General features: G+C 69.0%; 14 protein-coding genes and 1 tRNA gene. 6 read left to right on the top strand and 9 right to left on the bottom strand.

Annotated elements, in window-relative coordinates; translation table 11 throughout:
• The first annotated feature begins 34 nt into the window (after positions 1 to 34).
• The 5 genes from AC3ZJJ_RS12290 to AC3ZJJ_RS12310 all read left to right on the top strand — a co-directional run bounded on the left by AC3ZJJ_RS12290 (position 35) and on the right by AC3ZJJ_RS12310 (position 4,368).
• The gene (locus AC3ZJJ_RS12290; protein ID WP_489892101.1) at positions 35 to 1,450 is read left to right on the top strand and encodes a phosphomannomutase/phosphoglucomutase; all 1,416 of its coding nucleotides are present in this window, start codon (positions 35 to 37) and stop codon (positions 1,448 to 1,450) included.
• Positions 1,447 to 1,947 carry a hypothetical protein gene (locus AC3ZJJ_RS12295; protein ID WP_489892102.1) on the top strand — a complete coding sequence of 167 codons (501 nt, stop codon included), beginning with the start codon at positions 1,447 to 1,449 and terminating at the stop codon, positions 1,945 to 1,947. Before AC3ZJJ_RS12290 ends, AC3ZJJ_RS12295 begins: the two co-directional genes overlap by 4 nt.
• Before the next feature lie 127 nt (positions 1,948 to 2,074).
• Positions 2,075 to 2,635, top strand: a complete 561-nt coding sequence (locus tag AC3ZJJ_RS12300; RefSeq protein ID WP_489892103.1) for a dihydrofolate reductase family protein — start codon at positions 2,075 to 2,077, stop codon at positions 2,633 to 2,635.
• Positions 2,636 to 2,660: 25 nt separating this feature from the next.
• Complete coding sequence (locus tag AC3ZJJ_RS12305) at positions 2,661 to 3,101, top strand: RrF2 family transcriptional regulator (RefSeq protein ID WP_489892104.1); 441 nt, start codon at positions 2,661 to 2,663, stop codon at positions 3,099 to 3,101.
• A gap of 91 nt (positions 3,102 to 3,192) precedes the next feature.
• The gene (locus AC3ZJJ_RS12310) at positions 3,193 to 4,368 is read left to right on the top strand and encodes a globin domain-containing protein (RefSeq protein WP_489892105.1); all 1,176 of its coding nucleotides are present in this window, start codon (positions 3,193 to 3,195) and stop codon (positions 4,366 to 4,368) included.
• Between the two features lie 52 nt (positions 4,369 to 4,420).
• Here the strand turns inward: AC3ZJJ_RS12310 and AC3ZJJ_RS12315 are convergent, their stop codons facing one another.
• The 3 genes from AC3ZJJ_RS12315 to AC3ZJJ_RS12325 all read right to left on the bottom strand — a co-directional run bounded on the left by AC3ZJJ_RS12315 (position 4,421) and on the right by AC3ZJJ_RS12325 (position 7,737).
• Complete coding sequence (locus AC3ZJJ_RS12315; RefSeq protein ID WP_489892106.1) at positions 4,421 to 5,260, bottom strand: alpha/beta fold hydrolase; 840 nt, start codon at positions 5,258 to 5,260, stop codon at positions 4,421 to 4,423.
• On the bottom strand, positions 5,257 to 5,784 hold the full coding sequence (locus AC3ZJJ_RS12320) for a PadR family transcriptional regulator (protein ID WP_489892107.1): 528 nt from the start codon (positions 5,782 to 5,784) through the stop codon (positions 5,257 to 5,259). Before AC3ZJJ_RS12320 ends, AC3ZJJ_RS12315 begins: the two co-directional genes overlap by 4 nt.
• Before the next feature lie 114 nt (positions 5,785 to 5,898).
• Positions 5,899 to 7,737 carry a phosphoenolpyruvate carboxykinase (GTP) gene (locus AC3ZJJ_RS12325; protein WP_489892108.1) on the bottom strand — a complete coding sequence of 613 codons (1,839 nt, stop codon included), beginning with the start codon at positions 7,735 to 7,737 and terminating at the stop codon, positions 5,899 to 5,901.
• A 297-nt stretch (positions 7,738 to 8,034) separates the two neighbouring features.
• On the opposite strand from AC3ZJJ_RS12325, the gene AC3ZJJ_RS12330 reads away from it, so the two are divergent.
• Positions 8,035 to 8,111: transfer RNA gene (locus AC3ZJJ_RS12330), tRNA-Arg, on the top strand.
• Positions 8,112 to 8,173: 62 nt separating this feature from the next.
• Here the strand turns inward: AC3ZJJ_RS12330 and AC3ZJJ_RS12335 are convergent.
• The 6 genes from AC3ZJJ_RS12335 to AC3ZJJ_RS12360 are packed head-to-tail and all read right to left on the bottom strand — an operon-like array spanning position 8,174 to position 15,115.
• Positions 8,174 to 9,325 carry a Gfo/Idh/MocA family protein gene (locus AC3ZJJ_RS12335; RefSeq protein WP_489892109.1) on the bottom strand — a complete coding sequence of 384 codons (1,152 nt, stop codon included), beginning with the start codon at positions 9,323 to 9,325 and terminating at the stop codon, positions 8,174 to 8,176.
• The gene (locus AC3ZJJ_RS12340) at positions 9,322 to 10,209 is read right to left on the bottom strand and encodes a sugar phosphate isomerase/epimerase family protein (protein ID WP_489892110.1); all 888 of its coding nucleotides are present in this window, start codon (positions 10,207 to 10,209) and stop codon (positions 9,322 to 9,324) included. Before AC3ZJJ_RS12340 ends, AC3ZJJ_RS12335 begins: the two co-directional genes overlap by 4 nt.
• 31 nt (positions 10,210 to 10,240) lie before the next feature.
• Positions 10,241 to 11,470 carry a substrate-binding domain-containing protein gene (locus AC3ZJJ_RS12345; RefSeq protein ID WP_489895829.1) on the bottom strand — a complete coding sequence of 410 codons (1,230 nt, stop codon included), beginning with the start codon at positions 11,468 to 11,470 and terminating at the stop codon, positions 10,241 to 10,243.
• Positions 11,470 to 12,567 (bottom strand): ABC transporter permease, encoded by a 1,098-nt coding sequence (locus AC3ZJJ_RS12350; protein WP_489892111.1) that lies wholly within the window; start codon positions 12,565 to 12,567, stop codon positions 11,470 to 11,472. The genes AC3ZJJ_RS12345 and AC3ZJJ_RS12350 overlap by 1 nt, the downstream gene beginning before the upstream one ends.
• A complete protein-coding gene (locus AC3ZJJ_RS12355; protein ID WP_489892112.1) occupies positions 12,564 to 13,610 on the bottom strand; it encodes an ABC transporter permease in 1,047 nt (348 codons plus the stop codon). Before AC3ZJJ_RS12355 ends, AC3ZJJ_RS12350 begins: the two co-directional genes overlap by 4 nt.
• Positions 13,607 to 15,115 carry a sugar ABC transporter ATP-binding protein gene (locus AC3ZJJ_RS12360; protein ID WP_489892113.1) on the bottom strand — a complete coding sequence of 503 codons (1,509 nt, stop codon included), beginning with the start codon at positions 15,113 to 15,115 and terminating at the stop codon, positions 13,607 to 13,609. Before AC3ZJJ_RS12360 ends, AC3ZJJ_RS12355 begins: the two co-directional genes overlap by 4 nt.
• Between the last annotated feature and the right edge of the window lie 98 nt (positions 15,116 to 15,213).

Consider the following 15,213-nt stretch of genomic DNA (forward strand, 5'->3'; position numbering starts at 1 on the left):
GCCCTCCCGGCCCGCACCGGCTAAGCTCGAACCCGTGACCAGTGAGATCGATCTTTCCCAATCCTTTAAGGCCTACGACGTGCGCGGCATCGTCGGCGACAGCATCACGGCGGAGAGCGTCGAGGCGGTCGGCGCCGCGTTCGTGGACGTGCTCGGCCTACGCGGCGACACCGTCCTGGTCGGCGGGGACATGCGCCCCTCGTCCCCGGAGTTCGCCGACGCCTTCGCCCGCGGCGCCCGCTACCGCGGCGCGAACGTGCGCATGCTCGGCCTGATCTCCACCGACGAGCTGTACTTCGCGTGCGGCACCCTGGACGCGGCCGGCGTCGTGTTCACCGCCTCGCACAACCCCGCGGCCTACAACGGCATGAAAATGGCCAAGGCCGGCGCCGTCCCGGTGTCCTCGGACACCGGCCTCTACGAAATCCGCGACCTGGCCCAGACCTACCTCGACGAGGGCCTGCCGGTCTCCGGCGACGCCCCGGCCGGTGCCATCGACTCCACCGACGTCCTCGCCGACTACGCCGCGTACCTGCGCTCCCTCGTGGACCTGACCGGGATCCGCCCGCTGAAGGTGCTCGTCGACGCCGGCAACGGCATGGCGGGCCTGACCACCCCCGCGGTGCTCGGGGACACCCTGCTGCCGGCGCTGCCGCTGGAGATCGTCCCGCTGTACTTCGAGCTGGACGGCACGTTCCCGAACCACCCGGCGAACCCGCTGGAGCCGGAGAACCTGCGGGACCTGCAGGCCGCGGTCCTGGCGCACGGCGCGGACATCGGCCTGGCGTTCGACGGCGACGCGGACCGCTGCTTCGTGATCGACGAGAAGGGCGAGCCGGTCTCCCCCTCGGCCATCACCGCGCTGGTCGCGCGCCGCGAGATCGCCCGCGCCCGGGCCGCCGGCGAGCAGACGCCCGTGGTCATCCACAACCTCATCACCTCCCGCGCCGTGCCCGAACTGGTCCTGGCCGACGGCGGCCGCCCTGTGGAGACCCGCGTGGGGCACTCCTTCATCAAGGCCGTGATGGCCAAGGAGTCCGCCGTGTTCGGCGGGGAGCACTCGGCGCACTACTACTTCCGCGACTTCTTCAACGCGGACACCGGCATGCTGGCCGCCATGCACGTCCTGGCCGCGCTCGGCGAGCAGCCCGGGGGCCTGGGCGAGCTCGCCGCGGAGTACGAGCCGTACTTCTCCTCGGGGGAGATCAACTCGGAGGTCCACGACAAGGACGCCGCCGTCGCCCACGTCCTGGACGCGTGCCTGGGCCAGGACGTCTCGGTCCAGACCATGGACGGCACCACCGTCTCCGCGACCGACGGGTCCTTCTGGTTCAACCTCCGCCCGTCGAACACCGAGCCCTTCCTGCGCTACAACGGCGAGGCCAAGGACCCGGCCACCATGGAACGAATCCGCGACCAGGTACTGAACATCGTCAGGAGCAACGCATGAGCGAGAACAACACCGGCAACGGCCCGGCGGACAAGAACGTCGTCGAATTCGGCGACGAGGCGCAGGCCGACCTGAACCGCATCCTCGGCACGGCGCTCGGCGTCGCCCGCGAGCAGCTGGAGACGAACGGCGTTTTCCTCCCCTTCGGCATCGGCCTCGAGGCGGCCTCCGGCGACGCCGAGGGCGAACTCCGCCTCCTTGCCGTCCAGCCGCCCGAGGACGAGGACGATCCGGAGGCGGACATCGACGCCGAGGCGATGATGTCCGACCTCGTGGAGCTCCTGGCGCAGCAGCGCGAGACCTTCGCGGCCGTGGCCCTCGTCTCCGACGTCACGCTTGTCGAGGAGCGGCGAGACGCCATCCACGCCAACGCCGAACACAGCCTCGGCGGCGCGGTCGCAGTCGTCCAGCCGTACAGCCCGCCGGCCGGCGAGGGCGAACCCTGGACGTTCGGCGAGCCCGCCGCGGAGCCTGGCGAGCAGCTGGTCTGGGCGTAGTTCCGTAGGGCCCGGGCGCGCCAACTCTGGCGCACCCGGGCGGCGCGCACCACAATGGTGGCACCGGCCCGCCACGTTCCGACGCTGCCTGCGCCACCGCGCGCCGGTCACCGACGGGAGCACGCGCATGGCCCTGCTGACCTACACCGCCATCACGTCGCTCGACGGATTCGACTCCGACGAGCAGGGGAACTTCGACTGGAGTGTCCCGGACGCGGAGGTCCACGCCTTCGTGAACGACCTCGACCGTCCTGTGGGGACCTACCTCTTCGGCCGCCGCGTCTACCACGTGCTGAGCGCCTGGGAGAACCTGGCGGACGAGCCGGGACTGCCAGATGTCGAGCTGGATTTTGCGCGGCACTGGCAGCTGACGGACAAGATCGTCTACTCGCGGACCCTCCTCGAGGCGCCCACCGCCCGCACCCGCATCGAGCGGGCCTTCGAGCCCGACGCTGTCCGCGAGCTCAAGCGCACATCGGTCGCGGAGCTGTCCATCGGCGGCGCCAACCTCGCGTCGCAGGCGATCGCGGCCGGGCTGGTCGACGAGATTCGGTTGTTCCTCTCCCCCGTCCTCATCGGCGCGGGCAACCGGGCCCTGCCCAAGCACTTCAGGTCCGAACTCGAGCTGCTGGATCAGCGGCGCTTCGGCAACGGCGTGGTGTTCCTCCGCTACCGCGTCCGCGGTTAGCCCCGGTCACTGCAACAATGGAACGGTGAAACTCAATGCCTTTGGTGACGTTTGCCTGCGCACCCTGATGCTCATGGCGTCGCGTCCCGAACGGCAGTTGACCAGCCGGGAGATCGCCGAAGCCGTCCGCGTGCCGTACCACCACGTCAGCAAGGCGGTCCTCGAGCTGCGGCGGCGGGGCGCCCTCGACGTGGCACGCGGCCGAAACGGCGGGGCCCGCATCACGGCGGACGGACTGGCCCTCAGCGTCGGCGCCCTCCTGCGGTCCCTGGACGACCAGCTCGACATCGTCGGATGCACCTCGGAGACCGGCGAGCACTGCCCCCTCCTTGCGGGCTGCCGGCTGCGCGGCGCCCTGAATCGGGCACGCGAGGCGTTCTACGCGGAACTGGACGGGATCACCGTCGCCTCGCTGACGACCAACGGCTCTCTGGCGGCGCTGCCGCTGCCCACCCTCGTGCCCTAGCCCGATTTGCCTCATATTTCTACGGGGTGTAGAACTAAAGCATAAATCTTGCATCGCCTAAGCAAGTATTCATCGCCACCTAGGAGCACCCATGCTTTCGGACACGTCGCGCCCCGTTATCGAAGCCACACTGCCGATTATCGGCGAACGCATCGGCGGCATCACCAAGAAGTTCTACGCGCGGCTTTTCGCGGCGCACCCCGAGCTGCTGGACGGGACCTTCAGCCGCGCGAACCAGAAGAATGGCGCCCAGCAGCAGGCGCTGGCCGGCGCGATCGCCGCCTTCGCAAGCCACCTCGTCAGCAACCCGGACACACTTCCGGAGGCGGTCCTGGCGCGGATCGCCCACAAGCACGCCTCGCTGGGGATCGTCGAGGAGCAGTACCCGATCGTCCACCAGCACCTCTTCGCAGCCATTGCCGAGGACCTGGGCGACGCGGTGACCCCGGCCGTTGCGGAGGCCTGGTCGGAGGTCTACTGGCTGATGGCCGACGCGCTCGTCAAGATCGAAAAGGGTCTCTACGCCCGGCAGGCCAACGGGTCGATGTGGACGCCGTGGACGCTGGTGTCCAAGGAGCCCGCCGGCGTCGCTTCCGCCACCTTCCATTTCGCTCCCGCCGACGGCACGCCGGTCACGGTGGCCGCGCCCGGGCAGTACGTCTCGATCAGGGTGCCCGTCGCCGACGGCCTGCGCCAGTGCCGGCAGTACTCGCTCTCCGACGCCGTCGGCTCAACATCCCGCCGCGTCTTCACCGCGAAGCTGGACGAGGGAGGCGAGGTCTCCCCGTTCCTGCACAACAACCTGCGGGTCGGCGACGTCGTCGAACTCTCCAACCCCTACGGCGACATCACGATCGACGCGGCGTCCGACTCCCCCATCGTGTTGGCGACGGCCGGCATCGGCTGCACCCCCAGCGCCTCGGCCCTGCAGTCGCTGGCCAACAGCGCCTCCGAACGCCGGGTGCTGGTGCTGCATGCGGAGCAGAGGGCCGAGAACTGGGCGCTGCGGGAGCAGATGCTTGCGGCGGTCGACGCGCTGCCGAACGCCGAGTTGAGGCTGTGGCTCGAGGTCGCGGACGCCGGGACGGTCGCCGCCGACGGCCTGATGGACCTGGGCGCCGTGGACCTTCCCGAGGACGCGCTCCTCTACCTGTGCGGCCCGCTGCCGTTTATGCGCGCCGTCCGCTCGCAGGCGATAGCCGCCGGGATCCCGGCCACGCGCATCCACTACGAGGTCTTCGGACCCGACCTTTGGCTCGCCGCCTAGAAATTGGCGGACGACGGCGGGGCGCCGCCTTGGGGGGCGCCCCGCCGTCGTGCTAGGACTGCGGCTCGACGAGCCGGTGGTGCGGCTCGCCGCGCTCCACCCAGGCGCGCACCATGGCGTTGAACAGCAAAGGATCCTCGATGCTCCACTGGTGGTGCATGCCGGGGGCCACGCGGAAGACGGTCTGCGGCAGCGCGGAGGCCAGCTGCGGGAAGGACCGGCGGATCACCGGGGGCTCCTTGGCCCCTGCCACCGCCAACAGGGGCCCCGCGTAGGAATCCAACCCCTCCGGCAGGCCTCCCGCGTAGACCTCGTCCATGATCTTCCGTGCGTTTTCGGGCCGGATGCTCACCCCATGGTCGGTGAACAGCTGCCGGTCGTGCGGCGGGATTCCGAAGGCGCCGGCCTGGAACCGCCAGAACCACTCCCTGCCCCAGAGCCGGATCTGCAGCCGGGCAAGCTGGCGCGTGGCGCCGTCGATGCCCTGGACCGGCACGCCGGACACCAGGGCGCTGGTCACCAGCTCCGGGTGGCGCGCCAGCAGGCGCAACGCGACGACACCACCGAGCGAGAGCCCGACGACGTGAACGCCGCCCTCCTCGATCTCTTCGGCGACAAAGGCTGCGACGTCGTCCGCGGCACTGTCCAGGCCGCGCCAGTCCTCGTGGGAACGCGCCCCGAACCCGGGAAGGTGCGGGGTGAAGCTCCTGTAGTCGGGAAATCCCTTGACCTGCGGATCCCACATCCAGTTCGCCACGTTGCCGCCGTGCAGGAAGAGCAGCGTCCGCGGGGCGCGCGCGTCGGCGCGCGGCCGGATGGGATCGTGGATCTCCGGGTAGGATCCCGGATCCGGCCGCTCGGGCGGAGCGACGGCCTGCGGGTGCTCGTTCATGGGAGCCGTCCTTCCACGGAGTCCAGCCACTCGAGTTCCGCCTCCACGTGGCGGATGCCGTTGTCCAGGGTCGCGGCCATGAGGAACGCGCGGCGCTCGGTCTCGGCGGCCGGCCCGATCTCCCGGCGTTGCATCCGGTACTCCTCCAGCAGGGCCAGCGACTCGGACCGGCGCGCGGAGAGCAGTTCCAGGACCGCCCCCCTTTCGAGTTCCCCCGCGAAGAAGACCCGGCCGAGGAACGCCTCGCGCCCGGGTTGCGCGTCGAGCGGCGCCGCCAACCACTCCAGCAGCGCCCTCCTGCCGGCCGCCGTGATGTGGTGCTCCTGGCGGTCGGGGTAGTTCTCCTGACGGATCGTCTTCACCGTCGCGAGCCCATCCCGGACCAGGTGGGCGAGCGTGCGGTAGATCTGCGCCTTGTCGGCGTTCCAGAAGTGGTTGATGCTCGAGTCGAAGTGCTTTTTGAGGTCGTAGCCGGTCATTGGAGCCAAGCTCAGGAGCCCCAGAATGAGCCGCGCGAGAATCATGTGTCCATCGTGCCAGTCCCATAGATGATTTGTCACCTAGGCCCCTCCCGCACGCCCCTTAACGCGGGGAAGGGCGCACCCGTCGCAGGGTGCGCCCTTCCTTGTCCGGGTCCGCTAGGCGGAGAGGCGGGCCTTCAGGCCGGCCAGCTCGTCCTGCAGGGACTGCGGCAGCGAGGCGCCGAAGTTGGCGTACCACTCCTCGATGGAGGCCAGTTCGGCCTTCCACTCCTCCGGGTCGACGTTCACCGCGACATCGACGTCGGCGGCGGTGAAGCCGTCGAGGCCGGTCAGGTCCAGGGATTCTCCGGTGGGCACGTAGCCGATCGGGGTTTCCTTGGCGTCCGCCTTGCCCTCGATGCGCTCGATGGCCCACTTGAGGACGCGCGAGTTGTCGCCGAAGCCCGGCCACGCGAAGCCACCCTCGGGGGTGCGGCGGAACCAGTTCACCAGGAAGATCCGCGGGCGGCGCTCCGGGTTGGTCTTGGCCGCGATGGAGTCCCAGTGGTTGAGGTAGTCGCCGGCGTCGTAGCCGATGAACGGCAGCATGGCCATCGGGTCGCGGCGCACCACGCCCACGGCGCCGGCGGCTGCCGCGGTGGTCTCCGAGGAGAGCGTGGAGCCCATAAAGATGCCGTTGGTCCAGGACCGCGCCTCGGTCACCAGCGGGATGGTCGTCTTGCGCCGCCCGCCAAAGAGGATGGCGTGGATCTCCACACCGTTGGGGCTGTAGTACTCCTGCGCCAGCATGTCGATCTGCGCGATCGGCGTGCAAAAGCGGGAGTTCGGGTGCGCGGCGGGCTTGCCGGACTCGGGAGTCCACTCGTTGCCCTGCCAGTCGGTCAGGTGCGCCGGCGTCTCCTCGGTCATCCCCTCCCACCACACGCCGCCGTCGTCCGTCAGCGCGACGTTGGTGAAGATGGAGTTGCCCTTGGTGATGGCGCGCATGGCGTTGGGGTTGGTCCCCCAACCGGTGCCCGGCGCGACGCCGAAGAGGCCGTACTCCGGGTTGACGCCGCGCAGTTCGCCGTCCTTGCCGATGCGCATCCAGTTGATGTCGTCGCCCAGTGTCTCGGCCTTCCATCCCTCGATGGTCGGGTCCAGCAGCGCCAGGTTGGTCTTGCCGCACGCGGACGGGAAGGCGGCGGCCACGTTGTAGGCCTTGCCCTCGGGGCTGGTCAGCTTGAGGATCAGCATGTGCTCGGCCAGCCAGCCCTCGTCGCGGGCCATCACGGAGGCGATGCGCAGGGCGTAGCACTTCTTGCCCAGCAGTGCGTTGCCGCCGTAGCCGGAGCCGTAGGACCAGATGGAGCGCTCCTCGGGGAAGTGGACAATCCACTTCTCCTCGTTGCAGGGCCACGCCACGTCCGCCTGGCCGGGCTCAAGCGGCGCGCCCACGGAGTGCAGAGCGGGGACGAAGAACGCGTCCTCGTCCTCCATCTTGCGCAGTACATCGGTGCCGATGCGGGCCATAACCCGCATGGAGGCGACCACGTAGGCAGAGTCGGTGATTTCGACGCCGTACTTGGGCTCCTCGGCGTCCAGCGGGCCCATCACGAACGGGATCACGTACATGGTGCGCCCGCGCATCGAGCCGGTGAAGATGGAAGTCAGCTTGGCCTTCATCTCGGCCGGGTCCATCCAGTTGTTGGTGAAGCCGGCATCGCGCTTGTTCTCGGAGCAGATGAACGTCTGCTCCTCGACCCTGGCCACGTCCTTCGGGTCCGAGAACGCCGCGAAGGAGTTGGGGAAGAGGTCGTCGTTCAAGCGCACGAAGGTTCCCGCATCGACCAGCTCGGAGGTCAGTCGCGCGTTCTCCTCAGCGCTGCCATCGACCCAATAGACGCTCTGCGGCTGGGTCAGTTCGGCAACTTCCGCAACCCAGGCGGCAAGCGCGGCGTGGGTTGTGGGTGCGGCCCCGGTTTCAAGGACCTGCTGGTCGGAGCTCTCGCTCATATCCGTTCCCTCCATTGGGCTGATTGGTGTTATTGATGCTAGGTCTCCGGGAAGGGTGCCCCCTGTGACCGAACTCGCTTTGTATGCCGCCCATCAGGCCGGTGGCCCAGCAAATCCGCGGTTTTCCGCGGTTTAAGCACCCTTTGATGTGACGAAGGTCACATAGACCGGTCTAGTAACACTACTCGGCGCTACATGCATGGGACGCCCTGGGACCCCTCCCGCCTTGCCCAAGTTTGCACCTCCCCGAGGAGTCTGTATAGTTGTTCGAGGTCAACGACGAGAGTCGCGGACCGAGCGCCCATAGCTCAGCTGGATAGAGCGTCTGTCTACGGAACAGAAGGTCAGGGGTTCGAATCCCTTTGGGCGCACCACACAAGTAGGACCCCCGCTCCGGCGGGGGTCCTACTTTTTTGCCCTCGGGCGGGACGCCCGCCTAGGGCTCGACGACGGCGCTGAAGGCCGCCGCGCTCGCCTCGAGCGCGGCCAGGGCCTTCTGGACCTGCAACGCCTCGTCGAACGACGGCGACGGCGCCCGGCCCGATTCGATGGCCCGCAGGAAGTCGGCCGCCTGGTTGGTGAAGGTGTGGTCCCAGCCGAGGGTGTGCCCGGAGGGCCACCAAGCCCCCGTATAGGGGTGGTCGGGTTCGGTGACCATGATGTTGGCGTAGCCGCGCTCGGCGAGCGGAAGCGTGGCGTCGAAGAAGGCCAGGTCGTTAAGGTGCTCCAGGTCGAAGCGCAGGCCTCCCCTGGACCCGAAGACCTCGATCATGAGCGAATTCTTGCGCCCCGTGGCGAAGCGGGAGACTTCGAGGCTCGCCAGCGCGCCGGAGGCCAGGCGCAGGGTGGCCCACGCGGCGTCGTCCACCGTCACTGGCTCGGGCCCGTCGGGCCCCTGCCGGGACTCCACGAACGTGTTGACCGTGCCGGAGACGGACGCCACGGTGGTGCCGAGCAGGAAGCAGATCTGGTCGATCGCATGCGAGGCGAGGTCGCCGATGGCGCCCGAACCCGCTGTCTCCCGTCGCAGGCGCCACGTCATCGGGGCGGCCTCGTCGACCAGCCAGTCCTGGAGGTAGGCCACCCGCACGTGCCGCACGTCCCCCAGGCGGCCCGCCGCAATCATCTTGCGGGCCAGGGCGAGGGCCGGCAACCGCCGGTAGTTGAAGGCCACCATCGATGCCACACCCCGGCTTCGGGCCGCGCTGGCGGTCGCCGCCATCAATTCCGCCTCGGCGACCGAGTTGGCCAGGGGCTTCTCGACGATGACGTGCTTGCCGGCCTCGAGCGCGGCGATGGCCTGCTCGGCGTGCAGGTGGCCCGGGGTGCAAATGTCGACGATCTGGACGTCGTCCCGCTCCAACACGGACCGCCAGTCCCCGGAACTCTCCTCCCAGCCGAACCGCCGGGCGTCCGCGTCCACGCGGGCCGCGTCGCGGCCGACCAGCAACCGCAGAGCCACGGCCGGCGTCGGATAGAAGGCGTTCACGTTGCGCCACGCGTTCGAGTGGGCCTTGCCCATAAACGAATGTCCGAGGACGGCGACGCCCAGCGCCCCCGCTGCCCGGATGCTGCTGTTTTCTGTCATGGGGACTCTCCTTGGAGGTTGGTCTGTGCGGAGTCGTGGGTCTGAGCGCCGGAGAGAAAGGCCAACCCGTCGGCGGCGAGCCGGTCCTGCGAGAGAGCGAGTGGCCGCCAGATGGACGCGGCGACCGCGATGCTGGCGTTGTCCGGGGTGAAGCTCTCGATGTTGAGCGGGCCGGTGTAGCCGACCTCGTCGAGAGCCGCGAGGAGCGCTGGCCAGTCCGTGTGGTCCCCGCCGGGGGCGCCGCGGTCGCTGCCGCAGACCTGGAGGTGGACCAGGTGCTTTCCGGCGGCACGAATGGCGCCGGCAGAGGACCGCTCCTCGATGTTCAGGTGGTACGTGTCCAGCGCCAGGCCCAGGCCGTGGCCCAGCAGCCCATCGAGGGCCTCGAGCGCCTGGTCGACGGTGTTGAGCAGCGACGTTTCGTAGCGGTTGAGCGGTTCGATCCCGAGCACCACACCGGACTCCTCCGCGCGCGCGGCCAGCGGCGCCAAGTTGCGGCGGAGTTCGCGGTAGGCCGCGGTCCGCTCGTCGTCGTCCATCCGCCAGAGACGCCCGCTATGGGAGTAGAAGGGACCGCACACCGCCGGAGCCCCGACGTCGCGCGCCAGGTCGATGCACGCCGCCAGGTAGTCCTGGGTGTCGGCGACCGTTTGGTCACCGGCCAGGACCAACTCCCGCCCCGGCGCCATGGCACCGACGATGTAGGGTTTCAGGCCGCCGAGCGCGGAGAGCACCGCCGGCGCGGTCAGGTCGCCGGGCCGCTCCAGCGGAAGCTCCACGGCGCCGAATCCCATAGACGCGATGCGGGGCAGCAGGGAGGGCAGGTCCGCGTCGGTGAGCGGTGACTGCCACACCCAGGTGTTGACACCGATCAGCCGCCGCACGGCGCCCGCCTCCCCCGCCGCCGTCGCGCCACTACGGGATGGTCCGCTCTTGCCAGACCTGCGGGAAGCCCGGGAGGTCGTTGCCGCCGAACTTGGCGTAGTGCCCGTCCGGCATTCCCTCGTTCTGCGCGATGTAGTCCGCGCGCTCGGCTTCGGTGATCGGCGCCTGCGGAAGCACCCACTCGGCGGGAACCTCCTCGCCGGCGAAGATCTTCTCGAGCGCGAGCAGGGGCGTCCTCCACTGGAAGTTCGAGTAGACCGGCGCCAGGCCGGTGAGCCCGGTTTCCTCCCACTTGCGCAGGAAGCTCATCTCGTCCTCGCCGGTCATGACCGGAAGGTCCTTGCCCGCGTCCTCGAACGCCTCGATGGCCGCCACCGCGCCGTCGCCCGCGTCCATCCAGACGCCGTGGACGTCGCCCTTGGCGAGTTCGTCGGAGATGATCTTCTTGATCTCCGTCGGGTCCGCACCCGTGAAGTGGTCCACCGACTCGATGCCCTTCTCGCCGAAGATCTTCTCGGCCGCCGCCCAGCGCTGCTCCAGGACGTCCACGCCCGGAAGGATGCGCAGGGCCACCACCTTGTTCCCCTGCTCGAGGTTCTCCGAGAGGAACTCCGCCGTGTCGATGCCCCACGCGAAACCGCCGATGGGGTGGATGAAGGTGGTCGCGCAGTCGGTCTCGACTCCCCGGTCGAAGACCACCACGGGCTTGCCCGTCTCGCAGGCCCGCTCGACGGCGGGCGTCATGGCGGCGGTCGAGTTCGGCGAGATCACAAACGCGTCGCAGTTGCCCTCGGCGATGAAGTAGTCGATGTCGGCGATCTGCGTGTTGTCGTCGTCCTGCGCGTCGCGGGTCTCCATCTCGGAGATGACGCCGGAGTCCTGGAGCACCTTGAGCTGCTCGTTCATGGTGATCCAGCCGGTCTGCCGCCAGGGGTTGGAGATGGAGGCGTTGGCGAAGCAAACCTTCTGGGCGCCGTCGGCCTTCAGGTCTGCGGTGTCCGTCATGGCCCCGTCGATGTACTGCAGCCACGGCTGGGCCGGATCGCCCTCGAAGGCGGCAGAGCGCTGTTCCGACTGGGTGTCGTAGACCGCCTGGTCGAACCACTCGGTGCTTGGCGCCGAGGAGGACGCCGCGGGGCTCTCGCTGCCCGTCGCCGTCGTCGGGGACTCCTCGATGGATGAGTCGGTGCTGCAGGCCGTGAGCGCCAGCAGCGCAACGGCCGTCAGCACGGTGGCCTGGGTGGGGATGCTTCGTCGCATCATGTTCCTTCCTCGTTGGTGCCCTCGCGGGGCGGTGCTGCGATGGTGTGTTGATCCTCTTGGCTTGATTTGGTGGCCCCGCGCCGGCGACGCTGCCACGTCTGTGCCCCGGCCGCGACGGCCAGGATGATGATGAGACCCTGGACGGAGTCCCGCCAGGTGGACTGGATGCCCAGGAAGTTCAGGAGCGTGAACAGCATCTCCAGGGCGAAGGCTCCGGCCGCCGCGGAGAGCACCCAGCCGCGCCCGCCCCCAAGCACGACCCCGCCCAGGACGACCGCCGTGATCGCGGTGAACTCGTAGCCGCGGCCCACCGACGGGTGCACTCCGGCATAGCCGACTAGGATGATCCCCGCGACGGTGGCGGACAGCGACGAGATCATAAAGGCCCGCGTGCGGACCCACCAGACCCGCGCCCCGGTCAGGGCCGCGGCGCGCTCGTTGTCCCCCACGGCGACCAGGGTGCGGCCGTAGGGCCGGCGCATCAGCCAGGCCGCGGCGACGGCGGTGGCCAGAAGAATGATGACCGGGTAGGGGATGACCTCCAGCAGCGGCACGTCCTGGATGCCGCCCCGTCCGATCTGCCGGAAGGAGTCGGCCGGGTTGCCGGTCGCGGCGCCGCCGGTCCAGAACAGCACAAGCCCCAGCAGGGCAAGCATCATGCCCAGTGTCACGATGAAGCTGGGAACCTTCAGCAAGGTTGTCAGCAGTCCGTTGACCAGGCCAACGGCCGCGCCGAAGGCAACCATCAGGGCCAGGACCGGCAGGACGCGCGAATCGTCCTGTCCTATCAGGTTGCCGGCCATGATGACCTGCGCCGTCACGACCGAACCCATGGAAAGGTCGAACTCCCCGGACACGATGACGAAGTACTGGCCGATGGCCGCGATCGCGATCGGTGCCGTGCGTCCGATGAAGCGGATCAGGGATCCGGGTTCGCCGAACGAGGGGTTCACCGCGACCACCGCCACCAACAGGACCAGGAGCAGGACGAAGACCGCGCCGCCCGGGGTGCGCAGCGCACGGAGGAACCGGGCTCCCCGGGACGAGCGGTTCTGCCGGAGCAGGTCGGTGCGTTGCGCCGTCGTGGTGCTCATGCGGAGGCCTCCTTCCCGGTCGTGGCACTCCGGGGTGTCGATTCGGCGACCCCACCGCCGGACTCGAATCGCGCAGTGCGGGCCACCACCCGGCGCCTCGCGTAGACGGCCACGGCGACGACGATGACGACACCGCGGACCACGTCCTTGAGGAACGGATTGATTTGCATAACGCCCATGATGTTGTCCAGCATGGCGAAGATCAGCACTCCGCCCAGCGTCCCGACGAGCGACCCCTTGCCGCCCGCGAGCAGCGTCCCGCCCAGGACGACGGCGGCGATGGAGAGCAGGTCGTATCCGCCCTGCGCGCCGATGGTGGGACTGCCCACGCCCAGGCGGGCGGCCAGCAGGAGGCCGGCGAGCCCGGCCGTCAGGGAACAGATCACGTGGGCCGCAACAATGGGCACCGCGGTGCGGATGCCGGACATCCGGGCGACGTTGATGTCGCCGCCCACGGCGTAGATGTGGTGGCCGAGACGCGTGCGGTTCAGCATCAGCACCGCGACCGCGGCGCAGGCGAGCATGATGAGCGTTGAGATCGGAACCGGGCCTATCCCGGTGGCGCCCACGAGCCGGAAGGCCAGCGGGGCCTGTCCGGAGCTGCCCTTGTAGTTGGTCGCCAGGTACCCGCTGATGATGAGCCCCACGCCGAGGGTGGCAATGAAGCCGTGCACCTTCAGCCCTGCTACCACCAGACCGTTGACGAGTCCGATGGCCGCGGAAACGGCCAGCGCCGCCAGGACGCCGGCGGCGATGTTGCCGGGCTGGTTGGCCATGATTCCGGCGGCGACGAGGCTGGACAGGCTCACGACATACGGCACGGAGAGGTCGAGGCTCCCGACAAGTATCACCAGCGTCTGCCCGATGGCCACGAATCCCAGCACGCTGGTGCCGGTCAGGATGGCGGAGATGTTTCCGGTGCTGAAGAAGCTGCGGCCGGCCGCGGCGACGAGGATCGTTCCGGCGACCATGGTCGCCAGCGCCACGGCGAAGACGATGTGCGTCGACGTCATTCTGCCCGTCAGGCCAGCAATTGCCTTCACGGCCGAACCTCCTTATTGCGTGCGCCGGTGGCAAGCTGCAGCACCTGTTCCTCGGTGGCGCCGGCGGGCGCCTCGCCCGCGACCCGGCCGTCCCGCATCACCAGGACGCGGTCGGACATCCCGAGGACTTCGGGCAGTTCGCTGGACACCATCAGGATGGCCCTTCCCTCGGCGGCGAGCTTGCGCATCAGGTTGTAGACGGCGACCTTCGCCCCGACGTCGATGCCCCGGGTCGGCTCGTCCAGGAGCACAACGCGCGGGTCGATCGCCAGCCACTTGGCCAGGACAACCTTCTGCTGGTTGCCGCCTGAGAGGTACTGGACCTCCTGGTCCAAGTCGCGCGCGACCACCTCGAGCGAGGAGAACGCCTGGGGGGTGGCTGCCCGCGCCGCCGCGGTCCGCCGCGGGAAGACCGCGCGGATTACTCCCAGCGCGTTGTCGAGGATCGACTGGTTCAGGCTGAGTCCCTGCGCCTTGCGGTCCTCGGTGATCAGTGCGATCCGGTTCCGGATGGCGTCGCGGGGCGACGACGGCGCGTAGGGTCGCCCCTCCAGACTCATCTGGCCGCGGTCAAAGGGCTGCGCGCCGAAGATGGCCTCAACCAGTTCCGTGCGTCCCGACCCCTGCAGCCCGGCGACCCCCACGATCTCGCCGGCCCGCAGGGTCAGCGACACGGAATCGAGCTGTTCGTTGCCCGCGCCCCGCACCTCCAAAAGCGGCTCCCCCGGGGCGGTTCCGGGCAGCGCCTCCGGGAAGAACGCCGAGATGGGGCGCCCGACCATCATGCGCACGAGCGCCGCGTCGTCGAGCTCCCCTGCCGGGCGCGTGTCGACGATGCGCCCGTCCTTCAGGACGGTGATCGTGTCGCAGAGGTCGAAGATTTCCTTCAGGCGGTGCGAGACGTAGAGGATGGCCGTGCCCCGGGCCTTCAGGCGGCGGATGATGCCGTACAGCAAGTCCACCTCCGGGCCGGCAAGGGCCGCCGTCGGCTCGTCCATGGAGATGACCCGTGCGTCGTAGCTGATGGCCTTGGCGATCTCCACGATCTGCTGCTGCGCCACGGACAGGGAACTGACCGTCGCCGTGGGCCTGATGTTGGCGATTCCCAACTGGTCCAGCAGTTCGGCAGTCCGCGCATTCATCGCCTTCCGGTCCACGAGCGGGCCCCTGCGCGGCTCGCGGCCAAGGTAGACGTTCTCCGCGACCGTCCGCTCCGGGAGCAGGTTGAACTCTTGGAACACGGTGGACAGACCGGCGAGGTGCGCCTGCGTGGGGTGCGTGAACTCGACCGGTTGCCCGTCGATCTCCACCCGGCCGGAATCGCGCTGGTACACGCCTGCCAAGAGTTTCATCAGCGTGGACTTGCCCGCCCCGTTCTCCCCCACCAGGCCATGGACCTCGCCGGCCCGCAGTTCGAGCGCCGCGTCCTGAAGCACGGTGACGCCGAAAAAGGCCTTCGAGAGGCCGGCCACGCGAAGCACCGGGGCGGTGTCAGGATCCGTCATGGCTACAGCGTGACATGGGACACATTCTTTTGTCGAGAGACAATCAAAAGTTAATGGCGGGGGCTACGAATGACCATTGCGTGACGTTGGAAAGTCGG

The sequence above is a fragment of the Arthrobacter sp. AOP29-A2-19 genome (genome assembly GCF_058138025.1).